This is a genomic window from Shewanella sp. c952, from assembly GCF_019654975.1.
Classification (GTDB): domain Bacteria; phylum Pseudomonadota; class Gammaproteobacteria; order Enterobacterales; family Shewanellaceae; genus Shewanella.
In genome coordinates, this window is the sequence record NZ_BPEW01000006.1 from 36,666 (window position 1) to 52,601 (window position 15,936).

Annotated in this window: 17 protein-coding genes and 1 pseudogene; 12 read left to right on the plus strand and 6 right to left on the minus strand. The window is 43.2% G+C overall.

The annotated features are described in order from the left end of the window. Nucleotides 1-4: 4 nt before the first annotated feature. From oleC to K5R16_RS06365, 8 genes are all read left to right on the plus strand, one after another. The gene (gene oleC, locus K5R16_RS06330; RefSeq protein ID WP_220736693.1) at nucleotides 5-1,711 is read left to right on the plus strand and encodes an olefin beta-lactone synthetase; all 1,707 of its coding nucleotides are present in this window, start codon (nucleotides 5-7) and stop codon (nucleotides 1,709-1,711) included. A gap of 6 nt (nucleotides 1,712-1,717) precedes the next feature. Then, nucleotides 1,718-2,824: a 2-alkyl-3-oxoalkanoate reductase gene (gene oleD, locus K5R16_RS06335; RefSeq protein ID WP_259649782.1), complete on the plus strand. Its 1,107-nt coding sequence runs from the start codon at nucleotides 1,718-1,720 to the stop codon at nucleotides 2,822-2,824. A gap of 35 nt (nucleotides 2,825-2,859) precedes the next feature. Beyond that, a complete protein-coding gene (locus tag K5R16_RS06340; RefSeq protein ID WP_220736694.1) occupies nucleotides 2,860-3,264 on the plus strand; it encodes a GFA family protein in 405 nt (134 codons plus the stop codon). A 37-nt stretch (nucleotides 3,265-3,301) separates the two neighbouring features. Then, entirely contained in the window at nucleotides 3,302-3,745 is a 444-nt protein-coding gene (locus K5R16_RS06345; RefSeq protein ID WP_220736695.1) for a hypothetical protein, read from the plus strand. A gap of 43 nt (nucleotides 3,746-3,788) precedes the next feature. Further along, nucleotides 3,789-4,013: an amphi-Trp domain-containing protein gene (locus K5R16_RS06350; protein ID WP_220736696.1), complete on the plus strand. Its 225-nt coding sequence runs from the start codon at nucleotides 3,789-3,791 to the stop codon at nucleotides 4,011-4,013. Between the two features lie 93 nt (nucleotides 4,014-4,106). Beyond that, on the plus strand, nucleotides 4,107-4,610 hold the full coding sequence (locus K5R16_RS06355; protein WP_220736697.1) for a rod shape-determining protein: 504 nt from the start codon (nucleotides 4,107-4,109) through the stop codon (nucleotides 4,608-4,610). Between the two features lie 47 nt (nucleotides 4,611-4,657). Next, nucleotides 4,658-5,161 carry a GNAT family N-acetyltransferase gene (locus K5R16_RS06360; RefSeq protein WP_220736698.1) on the plus strand — a complete coding sequence of 168 codons (504 nt, stop codon included), beginning with the start codon at nucleotides 4,658-4,660 and terminating at the stop codon, nucleotides 5,159-5,161. A gap of 279 nt (nucleotides 5,162-5,440) precedes the next feature. Then, entirely contained in the window at nucleotides 5,441-7,018 is a 1,578-nt protein-coding gene (locus K5R16_RS06365) for a BCCT family transporter (RefSeq protein ID WP_220736699.1), read from the plus strand. A gap of 140 nt (nucleotides 7,019-7,158) precedes the next feature. Here K5R16_RS06365 and K5R16_RS06370 read toward each other — a convergent pair whose 3' ends face one another. From K5R16_RS06370 to K5R16_RS22680, 5 genes are all read right to left on the minus strand, one after another. Then, on the minus strand, nucleotides 7,159-7,875 hold the full coding sequence (locus tag K5R16_RS06370) for a 3'-5' exonuclease (protein WP_220736700.1): 717 nt from the start codon (nucleotides 7,873-7,875) through the stop codon (nucleotides 7,159-7,161). 3 nt (nucleotides 7,876-7,878) lie between these two features. Then, nucleotides 7,879-9,762, minus strand: a complete 1,884-nt coding sequence (locus K5R16_RS06375) for a DUF294 nucleotidyltransferase-like domain-containing protein (protein WP_220736701.1) — start codon at nucleotides 9,760-9,762, stop codon at nucleotides 7,879-7,881. A gap of 202 nt (nucleotides 9,763-9,964) precedes the next feature. Beyond that, the gene (locus tag K5R16_RS22460) at nucleotides 9,965-10,255 is read right to left on the minus strand and encodes an energy transducer TonB (protein WP_259649786.1); all 291 of its coding nucleotides are present in this window, start codon (nucleotides 10,253-10,255) and stop codon (nucleotides 9,965-9,967) included. A gap of 330 nt (nucleotides 10,256-10,585) precedes the next feature. Continuing rightward, entirely contained in the window at nucleotides 10,586-11,458 is an 873-nt protein-coding gene (locus tag K5R16_RS06385) for a mechanosensitive ion channel family protein (protein WP_220736702.1), read from the minus strand. A 196-nt stretch (nucleotides 11,459-11,654) separates the two neighbouring features. Continuing rightward, nucleotides 11,655-12,488 (minus strand): U32 family peptidase, encoded by an 834-nt coding sequence (locus K5R16_RS22680; RefSeq protein ID WP_374758384.1) that lies wholly within the window; start codon nucleotides 12,486-12,488, stop codon nucleotides 11,655-11,657. On the opposite strand from K5R16_RS22680, the gene K5R16_RS22685 reads away from it, so the two are divergent. Then, the gene (locus K5R16_RS22685) at nucleotides 12,448-12,573 is read left to right on the plus strand and encodes a hypothetical protein (RefSeq protein WP_374758385.1); all 126 of its coding nucleotides are present in this window, start codon (nucleotides 12,448-12,450) and stop codon (nucleotides 12,571-12,573) included. The genes K5R16_RS22680 and K5R16_RS22685 overlap by 41 nt on opposite strands. Nucleotides 12,574-12,635: 62 nt before the next feature. On the opposite strand, the pseudogene K5R16_RS22690 reads toward K5R16_RS22685, so the two are convergent. Next, a pseudogene (locus K5R16_RS22690) lies at nucleotides 12,636-13,943 on the minus strand (peptidase U32 family protein); the annotation flags it as partial. Between the two features lie 124 nt (nucleotides 13,944-14,067). On the opposite strand from K5R16_RS22690, the gene K5R16_RS06395 reads away from it, so the two are divergent. The 3 genes from K5R16_RS06395 to K5R16_RS06405 all read left to right on the plus strand — a co-directional run bounded on the left by K5R16_RS06395 (nucleotide 14,068) and on the right by K5R16_RS06405 (nucleotide 15,870). Next, entirely contained in the window at nucleotides 14,068-14,724 is a 657-nt protein-coding gene (locus tag K5R16_RS06395) for a glutathione S-transferase (RefSeq protein ID WP_220736704.1), read from the plus strand. 62 nt (nucleotides 14,725-14,786) lie between these two features. Further along, entirely contained in the window at nucleotides 14,787-15,419 is a 633-nt protein-coding gene (locus K5R16_RS06400) for a Vat family streptogramin A O-acetyltransferase (protein WP_220736705.1), read from the plus strand. Between the two features lie 43 nt (nucleotides 15,420-15,462). Then, nucleotides 15,463-15,870, plus strand: coding sequence for a GFA family protein (locus K5R16_RS06405; RefSeq protein ID WP_220736706.1), 408 nt, complete (start codon nucleotides 15,463-15,465; stop codon nucleotides 15,868-15,870). The last annotated feature ends 66 nt before the right edge of the window (nucleotides 15,871-15,936 follow it).

Sequence of the window (15,936 nt, forward strand, 5' to 3'; positions counted from 1 at the left end):
AACGATGAACAAATCGCTTGAGAGTCAGCAGTCAAGGGCTAACCTTTGTCGTCACTTGGTTAATGCTGCTAACAATATTCCTGACTCTCTCGCAGTTGCAGTGCAACACTCAAGTGGCCAATCAGTCGCGGGCTTAAGCTATGAAGAGATGGACTTTCAAACGCTTAATGCCAAAAGTGACCACATTGCGGCGGCGCTGATTCAGTATGGGCTAAAGCCCGGTATGAAAGCGGTGTTGATGGTGACACCGAGTATCGATTTTTTCTGTTTGACCTTTGCGTTGTTTAAAGCTGGCATCATTCCTATTTTGGTCGACCCTGGTATGGGGGTTAATAACCTCAAACAGTGTTTTATTGAAGCCAAACCAGATGTATTTATCGGCATACCCAAAGCCCATATTGCCAGACGCCTGTTTGGTTGGGGAAAGGGTAGCGTTAAACACTTGATCACCGTAGGTGGTGGCAAAGTCGTTAATGCCTTCACTGGTGCGATTAGCCTTGAGAAAATTGTCAGTAAAGTAAATCCAAATCAAAACTTTGAGCTTAAATGGTTAGCAGAAGATGCGATGGCGGCAATTTTGTTTACCAGCGGTAGTACTGGCACCCCAAAAGGCGTGGTCTACTCTCATAAGATGTTTGAAGCGCAAATTAGCGCACTTAAATATGATTACGCCATCAAACCTGGAGAGCGTGATTTAGCCACGTTCCCGTTATTTTCGTTATTCGGTCCAGCTCTTGGCATGGCTTCTATTGTGCCTGATATGGATGCCAGTAAGCCGATAACCGCCAACCCTGATTTTATCTTTGCTGCCATTGATAAGTATCAATGCAGCAATATGTTTGTGAACCCCGCGCTGATAGAGCGTTTAGGGCAAGCCGGAAGTCTGACTCATCATCAATTAGCCAGCATTAAACGGGTTATCTCTGCGGGAGCTCCTGCCACAATTTCATCCATAAAACGTTTTAGCAGCATGCTTAATCACGATGTTGAAGTGCTTAACTCTTATGGTGCGACAGAATCGCTACCGTTAAGTAAAATTGGCAGCAAGGCGCTATTTGAGACTACGGGTGTCACTGACAATGGTGGTGGGATCTGTGTGGGTAGCCCGATTGCTGGCGTTGATATTACTATTATTGATATTGATGAAAGTCCGATTAACCAGTGGCATGATGAGCTAACATTTGCGGCCAATCACATCGGTGAAATAGTGGTAAAAGGCCCCATGGTGAGCCGCGCATATTATCAACGAGATAGTGCCACTCAGGCCGCCAAAATCAGTGATGGCGATAATGTTCGTCACCGAATGGGCGATCTAGGGTATCTTGACGACAATGGATTGTTATGGATGTGTGGCCGCAAGGCGCACCGAGTTGATGCTAAAACTGCTGATGATAACTTACAACGTTACTACTCTATTCCAACTGAGCGTATTTTTAATACTCACCCTGATATTAAACGTAGTGCGCTAGTGGGGGTCACTGTTGCAGGTAAAATGACACCTTTAGTTTGTATTGAACTGAATCAGTCTTTGGCGTGCGCCAATTCAGCGGTACTTTATGCTGAGCTTAGACAACTGGCAGAGCAACATAGCCACACCCAAGGGATAGAACGTTTTCTTATCCATGCCGATTTCCCGGTTGATATTCGCCATAACGCCAAAATATTTAGAGAGAAATTGGCGGTTTGGGCCCAGAAACAGATCAAGGAATAGTTGATTGTGTCTGACAATAACGCAAATACTGCCGTTTTAAGTGATTTTGCTCAAGCCGAACAAGTTGCACTCACCAATTTAAAAAAGCACGCATCCCATGCCTTTGTCACTGGTGCGGGTGGCTTTTTAGGTAAAGCCATTTGTGAGCGTTTACTGGCTATCGGCATAAAAGTGACAGGCTTTGCTCGCGGTGATTACCCGCAGCTCTGTGCAATGGGAGTGACGATGGTCAAGGGCGATCTTGCTGATGAGTCTGCTATATTGGCTGCCATGCAAGGTTGTGACATTGTATTTCATGTTGCGTCTAAAGCCGGAATATGGGGCAGTAAGCAAAGCTATTACTCACCCAATGTTGATGGGGCTCAGTACATCATCAGTGCCTGTAAGAAATCGAATATCAGTCAGCTTATCTATACCAGTACCCCAAGTGTGACCTTTGCAGGCGTTGATGAAAATGGCTGTGATGAGTCTGCGCCTTATGCTGATAAGTACCTCAATTTTTACGGTGAATCAAAAGCGGTTGCCGAAAAGATGATGATAAATGCCAATGGCGATGACACTGCTGCAGGCGATAAGCTGCAAACAGTCGCGTTAAGGCCGCATCTTATCTGGGGACCGGGCGATCCACATTTGGTACCGCGGGTGCTTGAGCGTGCCAAAGCGGGGCGCTTAAAGCTTGTGGGTAAGCAAGATAAATTGGTTGATACCATCTATGTGGGTAATGCCGCTTATGCCCATATTTTAGCCGCTGAGCGCTTGTGCCAGGCAAGCTTTGAGGGCGTACAAGCTCAGTGTGCGGGTAAAGCCTATTACTTGAGTAATGATCAGCCCATTACTATGGCTGCCATGTTAAATAAAATTCTCGATTGCAAAGGCCTGCCAGCTGTTAATAAGCGAGTACCTACTTTGCTGGCTTATGGCGTGGGCGCGTTGCTTGAATCGATATATAGCTTATTGGGTAAGACAGAAGAGCCTATCATGACTCGCTTTGTCGCCCGACAACTTTCAACGAGTCACTATTTTGATATTGGAGCTGCTAAGGCAGATCTAGGCTACAACGCGATTGTAAGTATTGACGAGGGTATGCAGCGGCTTAAAAAGTCGTTAGCTTAGAGTTTCATTCAAGTCGCAACTCAAGGAGTAGAGTTATGCAAACAGCCAGCTGCAATTGTGGCCAATTATCCCTATCTGTAAGCGGTGATCCCATTCGGGTTTCCGTGTGTCATTGTAATGCCTGTCAAAAACGTACTGGCAGCGCTTTTGGTGTGCAAGCTCGTTATCCATTAAAGCAAGTCTCTTCTACTGGTGTCAGTCATCATTATCAACGTGTTGGCGATGATGGCGCGACGATCACTTTTGAGTTTTGCCCTCATTGTGGCGGAAATCTGTGGTTCACTATGGATATTATGCCGGATGTGATTGCTATTCCTTTAGGCAATTTTGCCGATGATGCGGTGCATAAATCCCAGCTTGCAGCGCCAAGTGTGGTGGTTTATCAAGACCGCTGTCATGATTGGGTAAAGCTGCAAGGAATTGATGAAGTTTATGACTAATAGAGCTTTATGTGCTGCTGCATTTTAAGGAAATAAAATGAAATACCGCTATTTACGAATGATGTTGGTTATAGCAACATTACTTGGTGTTCAAACTTCAACGCTTGCGGCGGACAACCCTTTTGTTGGCAGTTGGCAACTTGTGTCTGGCAAGTACCTTGACGGTAAAGGTAAGTGGGTGCATTACAGTGAGCTAAAGTTGACTGCCATTAAAGTTATCTCAGCCAACCATTTTAGCTTCACCACCATGAAGAATATCGGCACTTTCGATAAACCAAAACAGGAGTTTTGGGCTGCAGGAACCGGTAGCTACACCTTCACTGAAATCGATTATGTTGAATACCCACAGCTAAACTCCTTTGGCGTGGCACCAGATAAGCCTTTTGCTTTCACTTATGAGATAAAAGGCGATGAGTGGCAAACTAAGCGGATTGAAAACGGTGAATTAAAAGAGCAAGAGTTATGGAAGAAACTAGATTGACTGCTGAATATTGAATTAGCCAACAAAGATAAGGGAATAAATGATGAGTGCTAAACCTAAAAGAGATATTGAGAAAGGCTACACAAACACAGAGTTCGCAGCCAAATTAAGGCGTCTAGCCGACGCATTAGAGACTGGTGAGAAGTTTGAAATACAGATAGCGGGTGAGCGAGTTTATGTGCCTGTTCGCGCCGAGTACACTGTCGAACATGAGCGCAGTGACGATGAAGAAGAGATAGAGTTTCAAATTAAGTGGTCACCAAAGTAGCCACTAACCGCAGTTCTCATTTTTGCTAAGAAAGTTGTGGAAATGGTGCCAGTCGATATTGTAGATAGTCTCGTTGCAGCAAAGGATTGATTTATGTTTAGCCGTTTTATCAACAAACTCGGCACTACTCTATATGTTCAAATATGGGAAAATCGCATTAGAGTTGTCGATGTAGATAGCAATAAGGTGTTTGATGAGCAACCGTTACTCCAATTTAACACTTTAAAAAATGGAAAAATGGACGTTGTCGCATTTGGTAACCAAGCCTACGTTGATGCTGTAAATCCATTTTCTCACCCCAGAGCACTTTTAGCTGATTTTTTTATTGCTGAGCTTTTGCTGAAACAGATAATGCAAAAACTGAGCGGCAAAAAATTCACCATCTCGGCGCCGGTAGTCATTGTTCATCCCATGGAAAAAACAGAGGGTGGCTTAACTATGATTGAAATTAGAGCGCTGCGTGAAATGGCGTTAGGCGCAGGGGCTAGAGATGTTGCTGTCTACCAAGGTGAAAATACATTAGCAGTCTCAACAATTGTATTTAAAGATATTGCTCAACAAGAAGTTAAGGCTGCAGCTGCTAGCAGCCCAATGTGATTATCAAATAATTGTACATTTAACTAAGCCTAATCTCGGAGGTGCTATTGAAGCTTGTTATCCCATCAGCCGCTTATGAACAGAGTTATCGAGAATACATTAAAGAGTTGGGCGATGAAGAGCGTTATCCGTTTCCTCTCGATTTCGAATATAATGATTTTGAGCCATTGCTCACACGACTAAATGACTTTGCTGAAGGCCGTAACTTGCCCGATGGTTATGTACAAAGTTCTACGCTGTGGTTAGTGGATGATGAACAGATTGTCGGAGTCAGTAATATTCGGCACCGGCTCAATGATGCAATCAAATACTGTGGCGGTCATATTGGTTTAGGCATAAGGCCTTCATACCGAGGTAAGGGCATTGGTGCAAAACTAATGAAAATGTCTATTCACTATCTAGCCCAGATGAATGTGTCGTCTATTCATATTCATTGTCATAAACACAACTTCGCTTCAGCGAATATGATAAAAGCGTGCGGCGGAAAGCTTGATTCTGAAATCACCGAAGCTGGGTTGGTCGTTCAACGGTTTGTTGTTAAGACTATCTAAACCGCAATTTTAGTATTACTGATAGGCATACTTGTCGGTTTAGCTAAGTATGACTTAGCGTATATACACCGATTTAACATGTCTTAAAGTAAAATATTTTAGTATTTCAAACTAAATCAAACTAAATCAAACTAAATCAATTAACTCACAACTGCTAAGCTATAGTCTGTAAAGTGACATGTGACGCGTTTGTTAGGAAGCAATAAGCTGCAAGTTATCGTCAAATAAAGTAAAATAAACCTACATTTTTCGAATGAAATTCGTTCTAAACGAGGATCAATGAATATTAAAAAAGATAAATATAGTATTGATAATACCGATTACACAGTCGGACAAGATAACATTCAAAAGTGGGGATTCGATGTTCACAACCCTGTTTTCGGGATCAGCGCTTCCTTAATTGGACTGTTCTTAATTGCGATATTAGTGGTTGATCCAGAAACCTCTAAAGCAGCATTAGATGGCATCAAATGGAAAATTATTGGCGCCTTTGATGGTTTGTTTATGTGGTCAGCCAATATTTTCGTGGTGTTCTGTTTAGCCATGATTGTTTCTCCATTTGGTAAAATCCGCTTAGGTGGCGACGAAGCTAAAACGGATTATTCGATGATGTCCTGGGTAGCGATGTTATTTGCTGCTGGTATGGGTATTGGCCTCATGTTTTGGGGGGTTGCAGAGCCTGCAGCTTATTTTACCGGTTGGTATGAAACACCACTGAATGTCACTCCAAATACGCCAGAAGCCGCTAAATTAGCACTCGGTGCCACCATGTACCATTGGGGACTGCACCCATGGGCCATATACGGTGTTGTGTCATTGTCGTTAGCATTTTTTGCTTACAACAAAGGCTTGCCACTCTCTATGCGCTCGGTGTTTTACCCGATTTTGGGTGACCGTACATGGGGTTGGCCTGGACATGTTGTCGATATTCTAGCGGTGCTTGCGACCCTGTTTGGTTTAGCAACATCTTTAGGGCTTGGGGCTCAACAAGCTGCAAGTGGATTCCATCATGTGTTTGGCATAGATAACGGCCTAATGTTGCAAATCGCAATTATCTTTATTGTGACCTTGCTGGCTGTTGTATCGGTTATTCGTGGTATTGATGGTGGTGTAAAAATCATCAGTAATGTCAATATGCTATTAGCTGCGGCCTTAGTGCTGTTTGTCGCCTTGGTGACATTTGCTGTCTCTATGGGCACCATTCCGACAACAGTAATGGGCTACATTGAAAATATTATTCCATTGAGTAACCCAAGCGGCCGAGAAGATGAAGCTTGGATGCATGGCTGGACAGTATTCTACTGGGCTTGGTGGATCTCATGGTCTCCTTTTGTTGGTATGTTTATCGCACGTATTTCACGTGGACGTACAATACGTGAATTTATGACGGCAGTGCTGATTGTTCCTACCGTGGTGACCACACTTTGGATGTCTGTGTTTGGTGGTGTTGCGATTGATCAGATCACGAATAAAGTTGGCACCTTAGGCGAGAAAGGCTTAACTGAAGTACCACTGGCGATGTTCCAAATGTTTGATGCTTTGCCTATGGGTAATATCTTGTCTTTACTTGCTGTGGTATTGGTATTGGTCTTTTTTGTGACCTCATCGGACTCAGGCTCACTAGTGATTGATAGTATTACTTCCGGTGGTAAAGTCGATGCACCAGTGCCTCAGCGCGTATTTTGGGCCTTTATTGAAGGAGCAATTGCTGCAGGTCTTGTTTGGGTTGGTGGTACAGAAGCCATTGAAGCTTTACAAGCTGGAGCCATTTCAACGGCCTTACCATTTACTATTATTTTGTTGGTGATGTGTGTCAGTTTGATCTTGGGACTACGTACAGAGAAACGCTTTCATTAACCTGAACGCAGATTCATGAAAAAGGCCGTGTGATTAATCACACGGCCTTTTTGTTTTTTATAGGCTTAATATCGAGTTGTTATACCCGTTGTGTTAAGTATTTGACCCGCTGAATAGTCAAACTTTTAATGCAATTGGTATTATAGCCAAAGCTTTTTGATAGGAGTCTCAGGGCTGAAATGATGATAGATCTGCGCCTGCAGTAACTCAGCGGTGGCAATTGCATCGGTTAGCGCATCGTGTGGTGGATAGGTCGGCAGGTTATAACGGGTACGGCTATTGGCCAGACGAATGGATTCGGGACGACCTTTTTTAAACCAATCTAAAAAGCTTTTTGGTTTAGCCTGTTGAACATCTGCTTCAATTTGCATAGTATCGATAACGGGGAAAACAATGCCTTCATTGATTAGACTTCGCAATGCTGCATCAAAAAAGTCTCGCTCAATTCTGCGGTAATGCACCACGACTATTTTACCCGCTAGCTCGTCTAAGAGTTGCTCCAATATACGCAGCAGATCCGGCGCGCCTTTCAGGTCGGAATGGGTGATCCCGTGGATGATGATAGAGTCTTCCTTGAGCTTATCTTCTGGAGTTATGAACCAGTGTTTAGCTTGGCGACAGGCAATACGGCGCAAAGTAAATGGCACTAAACCTATACTGATGATGCTATTTTCATTGGCATCGAGACCGGTTGTTTCAAAGTCTAAGGCGACAAACTCAATATCTTTCAGTTCGGTTTCACCATGATAGGTGCTGACATTGTAAAAATGGGTCAGGCGACTATCTTTACTTTCTTGTGCTTTAATTTGCAGGAATGCTTTCCAGTTCAATACCTCTTGGTTGGTGAAATTTTGCATCATTTACCCCTGCATACTGTTGGCACTGTAGCGGAACTTTAAAAAGTTTTGCGCGCTGCTTAATACCAAAAAAGCATCCTTTAGATTTCGTCTTTCAAAGTCGGACATGTTTTCAGGTTCAATATTGTTATCAGGCTCTTGTTCTGACTCAATATCGAGTGCTTGATGGCGGATACGCACTAACGAAATAAACTCCATTGCATGCTGTAGATCTTTGCCCTTCAGTGGCGGCAAAATGCCTGCTTCAATGATGTCTTCCAGCCGATCAAAAGAATTTTGTGACTGAGAGCCAATAGCAAGTGCATGCACACGAATGAGATCCGCTAATGGCGCTGTACCGCGCCTTTTTAAGTTAATGGAGTTGTTGTGTCTACCATCTTTTTCCATCACAAAATCTTTGAAAAATCCCAGTGGTGGCGTGCGGTTAATCGCATTTCTAGCAAGGCAGGCTAAAAAGCGGTTATTCTTCTTCGCTTTTCTCAAGATAAAGGCGTTTAACTGTTCAGCCCATTTAGGCCTGCCGTAGACGCCGTAAAGGTCGAAAAAGATTGAGCTATTAAGCAAAGCTTGTGGATTTGGGTTTTCAATCCAATCGGCGAAACACTCCTCCCATTGCGATTGTGTTTTCCGATATTCAGGGTTGGTGGCCATGATATCACCGGTACAATAGGTATAGCCGCATGCGGCTAATCCATCACATACAAAGGTAGCAAGCTCTCTAAAGTATTCACCATGCAGCGATTCTGAGTAGTCGTTATCGAGAATAATGGCATTATCTTGATCGGTTACAATCAGCTGCTCGTCGCGAGCCATCGAGCCTAAAGCCAAGAAGCAGTAAGGGACTGGAGGTGCGCCTAATTTTTCTTCGGCTAACTCTAACAACCGCTGCTTAAAGCTTCTGCCAATCTCTGACATCGCGCGTCCAACCATGTGTGAGTTGGCATCTTCGTTTACCATGCGCACGAAGCAATCTTTGATCTGACTGGAGAGCACGATGAGGTCATCAATACTGTTTTGCTGAAATATACTACTGACAATCAATAAACTGTTTTGAGATTCATAACGAATAATATCGGTGACTTCTATCAAGCCAATAGGTTGCTTGTTTTTTAATATCGGCAAGTGATGGACGTTATACCTAAGCATTAATAGCATTGCTTCGAAAATATAGGCGTTGTGATCTAAAGAGATAAGTTCAGTCGACATCACTTCAACTACCGGCGTATCAACGTCTAAGCCTTCAGCAATCACTTTAGCGCAGAGATCTCGCTGCGTAATAATGCCTACAAAGCTGTTACCGCCCTCATCAGCAAGATTAGGATCATGGATAATCGCAGCCGATACATTCTCTTCTGACATGATGCTCGCCACACCTTGAACCGTGGTGTTAATCGGCAGCATGACTGGCGCCCCACTGAGTAAGGTTTTTACTTTCGAGGTGGTCAGTGAGTTGGCATCATCACTATTATCTTCAACAGCTTGCTGTAATCGAATACTGCCTTCTACTTCGACAAAGTCTGCAAAGGCGTCGTATTGTTCACAAAGCTCACCAAAGACACTTTCAGGTATGCAGTACAGCAAAGTGTCTTTTACTGACTTTGCGGGAAAGCGCACTTTGTTACGGGTCAACAGTCCCATCTGCCCAAATAAGCCGCCTTGATCATGTCGGTTATAGAGCTCGCCAGTACGACGATATATTTCAACAACACCACTGCGGATCATAAACAAGTCATGGATCTCATCACCAAACTCGATGATCATGTTATCTGCGCGGTAATAGGATATCTCGACACTTTTCGATACTTCGATTAATGCCTCTTCTGGCAGCTGATCAAACGGTGGGTATTGGCGAATGAAATTTCTAATTTCAAGTAGCTCGGCTTCCATTAGGTACTCGATGTTGATGATAAATAGAATGTATAAACAGTAGTATACCCGTTCTATATGAAGATGCAGGGTTCAGTGGGAGTTTAATGGACTTTAATCAAGGCATTTATGGTGCAGGTAACGTTAGCTTTGCTCCCTTTTAGATGCTTAGCTTTAAAGGGAGCGCTACAAGACTTGGTGTGCTTATGTTGATTTGATATTTTTAATTACTGTTACAGGCAAGTTGAGTTCGCTGTTGGCACATTTGTAGTGTTTGTTCGGATGATTGATCATCTATACAGAAGTCGAGTCGTAATGTTCTTTTTTCTGTCTTAGCTTCACCCGCTGTTGAAACTGGAATCCATTTCCACTTCTTTAGCATTTTTCTAGAATATTTTCCGAGGCTTCTGTGCGGTACTGATTGAATAGCCTCTATATTCTTAGCTTTACCAGATTCTGAAATATCAAAAGATAACACCGTGCAGCCTTGAAGTCCTTCACGTGCCAGCTCCATCGGATAATGAGGGGGGCTGTTTTTTCGCGTTTCCAAAGAGCATTATCGGCTGGGCTGATGTTTGTTACTAGCACCTCCCCGTAAACATTCTTACTCCTAGCGAAACTGGTTGTTGATATTGTCATCATCGCTAACGCGACAAGCAGCAAATATCTTATATCCATTCCTTTGTTTTATCTTTTAAGTATTTGAGCAGCGATAATTGAATCCCTTGCTATCCTTTGGTGCTGCTGAATGAACTGAGTAAATCAGTCGAGTTCCCAGCTATTTTGTAAGTATAAAGACTGATCAATATATCTTTATTGAATAAGATGGCAATAGTAATAAAGGCTATTCAACAGTCGTTGATAGTTCAGTATGTGGTTCTTTTGGGCAAAAAGCTTGATGGTAGGCAACCATGAAATCTTCTCTAATCTGTTGCTCTAAATGAATGGCGCGCTCAGTCGGGCAGAAAATCATGATATGCACAATCTGCTCGCCTGCAGGACCACTGTTAATGTGGATATGGGGTTCGCTGCCAGGCAAGTCCACGCCAGCATGTTTTTCAATTATATTGTTGTAACGCTTTGCGACTTCATTAAAGTCTTCGCAATGCTGCTCTATTTGGCTGGTAAGCGCTGGAAATAACGGGTAAAGGTTAACAAACTCAACCACTGTGATGTTAAAACTGTGATAAACATAGCGCTTCATAAAGTTTAGGTTTTTTACGGCGTAGGTAAAAAACATGCTGTTAGGCAAGGTCGCAGTCTTTCCTGTGAAATGGTACTGACCATGGTGCAAGTCAATCTCTTGAATCACCGTCGCCATTAAGTTGTGCTCTATGACTTCACCGCAAATCTTACCAACTTCAATCCAATCGCCGATTACAAATGAGCGAGAACTTGCACGCTGAATCGAACCGGTAAAACAAAGGATAATCTCTTTAGAAGCGACCACAAATGCGATAGCAATCGCGGTAACTGACAGGGCAAACTTGCTGATTTCGGTTTGCCACAGCATGAATAAGATCATGACGATGATAAAAAAGGTGCTGTTTTTGGTGCGTGACATCCATTTACGTTGTACATCAGACAGGAATGCGACGTCGCCTCTAATCCGTGAAATGATAAAACGCTTCACTAGCGAGATAAGCATGATGATTAACACGGTTAATAAGAGCTTATGCTCGAGAAAGAAGTCGACGACTAACGTTATCTTGTCCACAAAAATGGCTACCTTTATTGTTTGTGCGAATGAGATATAACTATCTGATTACTCTATGAGGAATGTGAGGATAAAACAAGGTGCTTAATAAAGACTTAAGAATTGCTTTAGGTCTATGTTCAAGGATAGAGAGCTTGCAAAAAAGCCAGAGTTGAACAACGTATTATTCCTGGCTTTTTTGCAATTGTCCGTTAATTTATAACCCGTTGTGGTACTGCAATACTGTTGATTGCGTCACCATGCTATCAAGCGTAGCAATAGCACTGTGATTACCAGCAAGCAGTTGTTCAAACTGGCTAATTAACTGCGCTTTATCTGGAGAAGGTTTGTCGCCAGCACCTATGTTGGTGAGATCAACCATAAAGCCGTCAAACAGGTGGGCTAAATCGTTAATAATCTCAGTATTTAAGAACTGATCTTGATTGTAGATACTTGGGTAACCAGCCTTTTGTTTATCAATGGCAAATTCATCGCCTTTAAGGTTAGTGATGCTGGTGGATTTATCACAAGAGAGCATACAACCATTGTCGATACGCGGTTTTTCACAGCCGACACTTTGCTGGAAAAAACACTGTCTGCTGGCCATCAACAAGATAGGGTGATAGATGCTATACATCATCTTGAAGTTTGCAGGGCGGGCAATGTGCTTTATCTGGCTCTGATTTATCTCGTTGGAGATAAATGCGCCGTGGCAATCAAACTGCTCCTGCATCGCCAGTAGCGCGTAGGAGTTGGTGGTATTTAAAAACGGCCCGGCAATCCATTTTATCCCTAACTCATAGGCGCGATTAGCAATACCGGTGTTATTGGTCACAATTAGCGGCGGTTGTACTTGCTCCAAAATGTTCAACGCAGCGTCATAGTCTTTACCAATTAATACCGATGGAAACCAAGGGATCAGTCTTGGGTTTTGCTTAAAGAAGCTGACATATTTAGTGCAGCCACGCTTATAGGCGTCAGGCAGCTTGAAGTAAATGTCTGCCTCTGTGATGTCGGCAAGGGCAATATCGGCTTCATCACAGATAAGCAATGATAACTTAGGGGCTTCAGCTGCAGGCTTTGGATGTTTCTCTAATTTTGGTAGTTCTATTACTGGTAATACAGCCTCGCCGTGATTAAGCGTTAACAACACCTGCTTTTTCAAGGAGGTTAATTCTTTGAATGGAACACTTAAGCCTGGTGCTAGCGCGTCAGTTTGTAGTGTCAGTTCAAACTCTGCATTGTTTAAGCTCTTGAAGCGTTTTTCAATCGCACTAATATCGATGCTGGCATCATCACTGCTACTGAGTAAGCTACGAGATTGAACAGTAAAGACTTTGTCGACTAACTGAGTTTGGCCGACAACAAAATCCTCGGTGCTTACTGTGATTGATAGCGGCTCGTCTATTTGACCAGAGAATGCCAACGTTAGTGGCAATTTAGCGATACTTAAGTGTTTAATCTTGTCATCGACTGTTGCTTGGATTTGGCTTTTTTCCTGTTGCAGTGTTTGCTCTGCATCATGAATTTGCACCACGGAAATAGACTGAGTGCCGTTTTGAGTCAGTTTGTCTTTGAGATGATTCTTTGAATTATCACGTGGGTTATCGATAAACATCGATTGATTTAAGTCACCCTTTAGAAAAGAGTTCGTTAAATCACGGTTGAATACTTTATAAAGGCGCTCGCCATCTTCAAGTAGTTCACCGGTTTTTAGGTAACCATCTATCTGTTTACGGAAGCTATCAATAACGGTGTGAACGTAACTTGCACCTTTGATACGACCTTCCACTTTAAAAGAGTGTACGCCAGCTTCTATTAATGCGGGTAGATCGAAAAAGGCCGAGTTATCTTTAATATTTAGCGGGAAGTTGTGCCCAGACTCAGTCGTTTCGTACTCTTCACGGCAGGCTTGGCTGCAGCGACCACGGTTGCCTGAATTACCGACACTGGCAGAGGTTGAATAGCATAGACCCGAGAAAGCGATGCAAAGCGAACCATGAACAAACACCTCGGTGGTGATGTCATGTTCACGACCGGTTGCCGTTAGCGAAGTAATCTCACGTAAATTAAGCTCTCTTGAAAGGTTAACTCGCGATGCGCCAAGCTTTTTAAGAAACGGGATCTGACCAGCGTTATGAGTGGTTAACTGAGTTGAGGCATGCACATCTAACGTAGGGAAGTGCTTTTTAATTAGCTGGAACATACCAATGTCTTGCACAATCACACCATCTAAGGTGGTGTTAACCAGTTTGCTCAGAAGCTTGGCAAGGGTTTTAAATTCATTTTCTAATATGACAATGTTCAATGTGAGAAATATCTCGCACTGATATTGGTGAGCGAGGCGAATGATGCCAACCAGTTCCTCAAAGGAAATATTAGCTGCACGGTTGCGCGCATTAAAGGTGTCTAAGCCGCAATAAACTGCGTCGGCTCCAGCAATAATTGCCGCTTTAATCGCATCAATATCTCCGCCTGGTGCTAATAATTCTATCTTTGGATCCATGGTTACCACTTGTTGTTAGAAATTTAATGGGGGGATGTTACCCGTATATTTTGCTAATGAATATCGTTAAAGTAAATTATTCGCATTTGCTAATTGAGAAGCCAGAGCAACAATGAGTGAAATCATGACATTACCTGTACTCTATTCCTTAAGAAACTGCCCCTATGCAATGCGGGCTAGAATGGCGATTTACGCCTCAGGTCAGCAAGTACACCTACGAGACTTAGTGCTTAGCGATAAGCCTGCAGAAATGCTACAGGCTTCACCTAAGGGAACGGTGCCTGTACTGATTACCGCTGACGAAAAGGTGATAGATGAGAGCTTGGCGGTGATGTTGTGGGCATTTACGCAGTCCGATCCGCAACATTATCTCGACGCTTCAAAGCCTGCAGCATTGGATGACATGCTGAAATTAATTAACTTATTTGATAGTGAGTTTAAAGGGCATTTAGAAAAGTATCGCAGCTCAAAGCGCTACCATGAACCATCGCTTACGGAAGATAGGCAGCAATGTGAACGCTACCTTGTTGAGCTTGAGTCGCGATTAACTCTGCATCAATATCTAATGTCAGACAAGCCAAGCTTAGCCGACTTGGCTCTGGTGCCTTTTATTCGTCAGTTTGGTCGAGTAGAGCGGCAATGGTATTTGCAAGCCCCTTACCCAAAGCTAAGGCAGTGGTTAAATAGCTACTTACAGAGCCGAATGTTTAGTAAGGTGATGACACAATACCCGATGTGGTTAGATACAAAGCAAGACATTGTTTTTAGTCGCACAACTTAACGCATATTACTTATCAATGTGCGCCATTGATAACGGTTAAACAATCGAAAACAGGAGTCATTATGTTTGGTCCAAATCCCGATGAGAAATCGCCGATGAAAGGCTTCCCGCAAGTGGGATATTTAAAAAACTACATAAAGGGCGATAACATTATTGTCGGTGATTACACTTATTATGATGATCCCAATGGCCCTGAAAATTTCGAGAGTAACGTGCTTTATCACTTCCCCTTTATTGGCGATAAACTGATTATCGGCAAGTTTTGTGCAATTGCTAAAGACGTTAAATTCATTATGAATGGTGCCAACCATAAGGTGTCTGGCTTTTCTAGCTATCCGTTTCAAATCTTCTCCAACGGTTGGGAAAAGGTGATGCCAAAAGAGGGCGATTTACCTTTTAAAGGTGATACACACATTGGCCATGATGTGTGGATAGGCTACGACGCGACGATTATGCCTGGGGTCACAGTGGGTCATGGCGCCATTATCGCCAGTAAGTCGGTAGTGACTAAAGATGTGCCTGCTTATGGCGTGGTAGGCGGTAATCCCGCTGAACTCATTAAGCTTAGATTTGAGCAAGACATTATTAAGCAACTGGTCGATATTGCTTGGTGGGATTGGACTGCAGAGAAGATCACGGCCAACTTAGAGGCGATAGTTGGTGCTGATATTACCGCGCTACAGCAAGCAAAATAACCAACAGATATTTAAACTCGTTTATCAAGGATAAGAAAAGAGTATGTACTCAGGACAATGTTTGTGCGGTGAAGTTAACGTTAAAATTAGTGGCGAGATTAGCGAGATCATTCACTGCCACTGTTCACTTTGTCGTAAAAATAGCGGCACTGCTTATGCAACCAATGGTTTTGTTGCGGCGAGTGACTTTGCCATTACCAAGGGCGCGAGTTCATTAAGTCGCTTCTCATTTAAACCTGGCCGTCAGCGTCATTTTTGCCAGCATTGTGGTTCGCCGGTATATAGCACCAATGCTGAGGACGCTAGCCGAGTAAGGGTTCGGCTGGGGATTATTGAATCAGATATTTCTGAGCGGCCGATATCGCACAACTTTGTGACATCTAAAGCCAATTGGGATGAGTTGGATGCAGCTCTGCCCCGATATGATGGCTTTGAGCCAGGCCGGAGTTAATTAACACATCAGTGTCATCAATGAACAGTAATAAACCGTAATAAAAAAGATTAAATGGAATGTGTA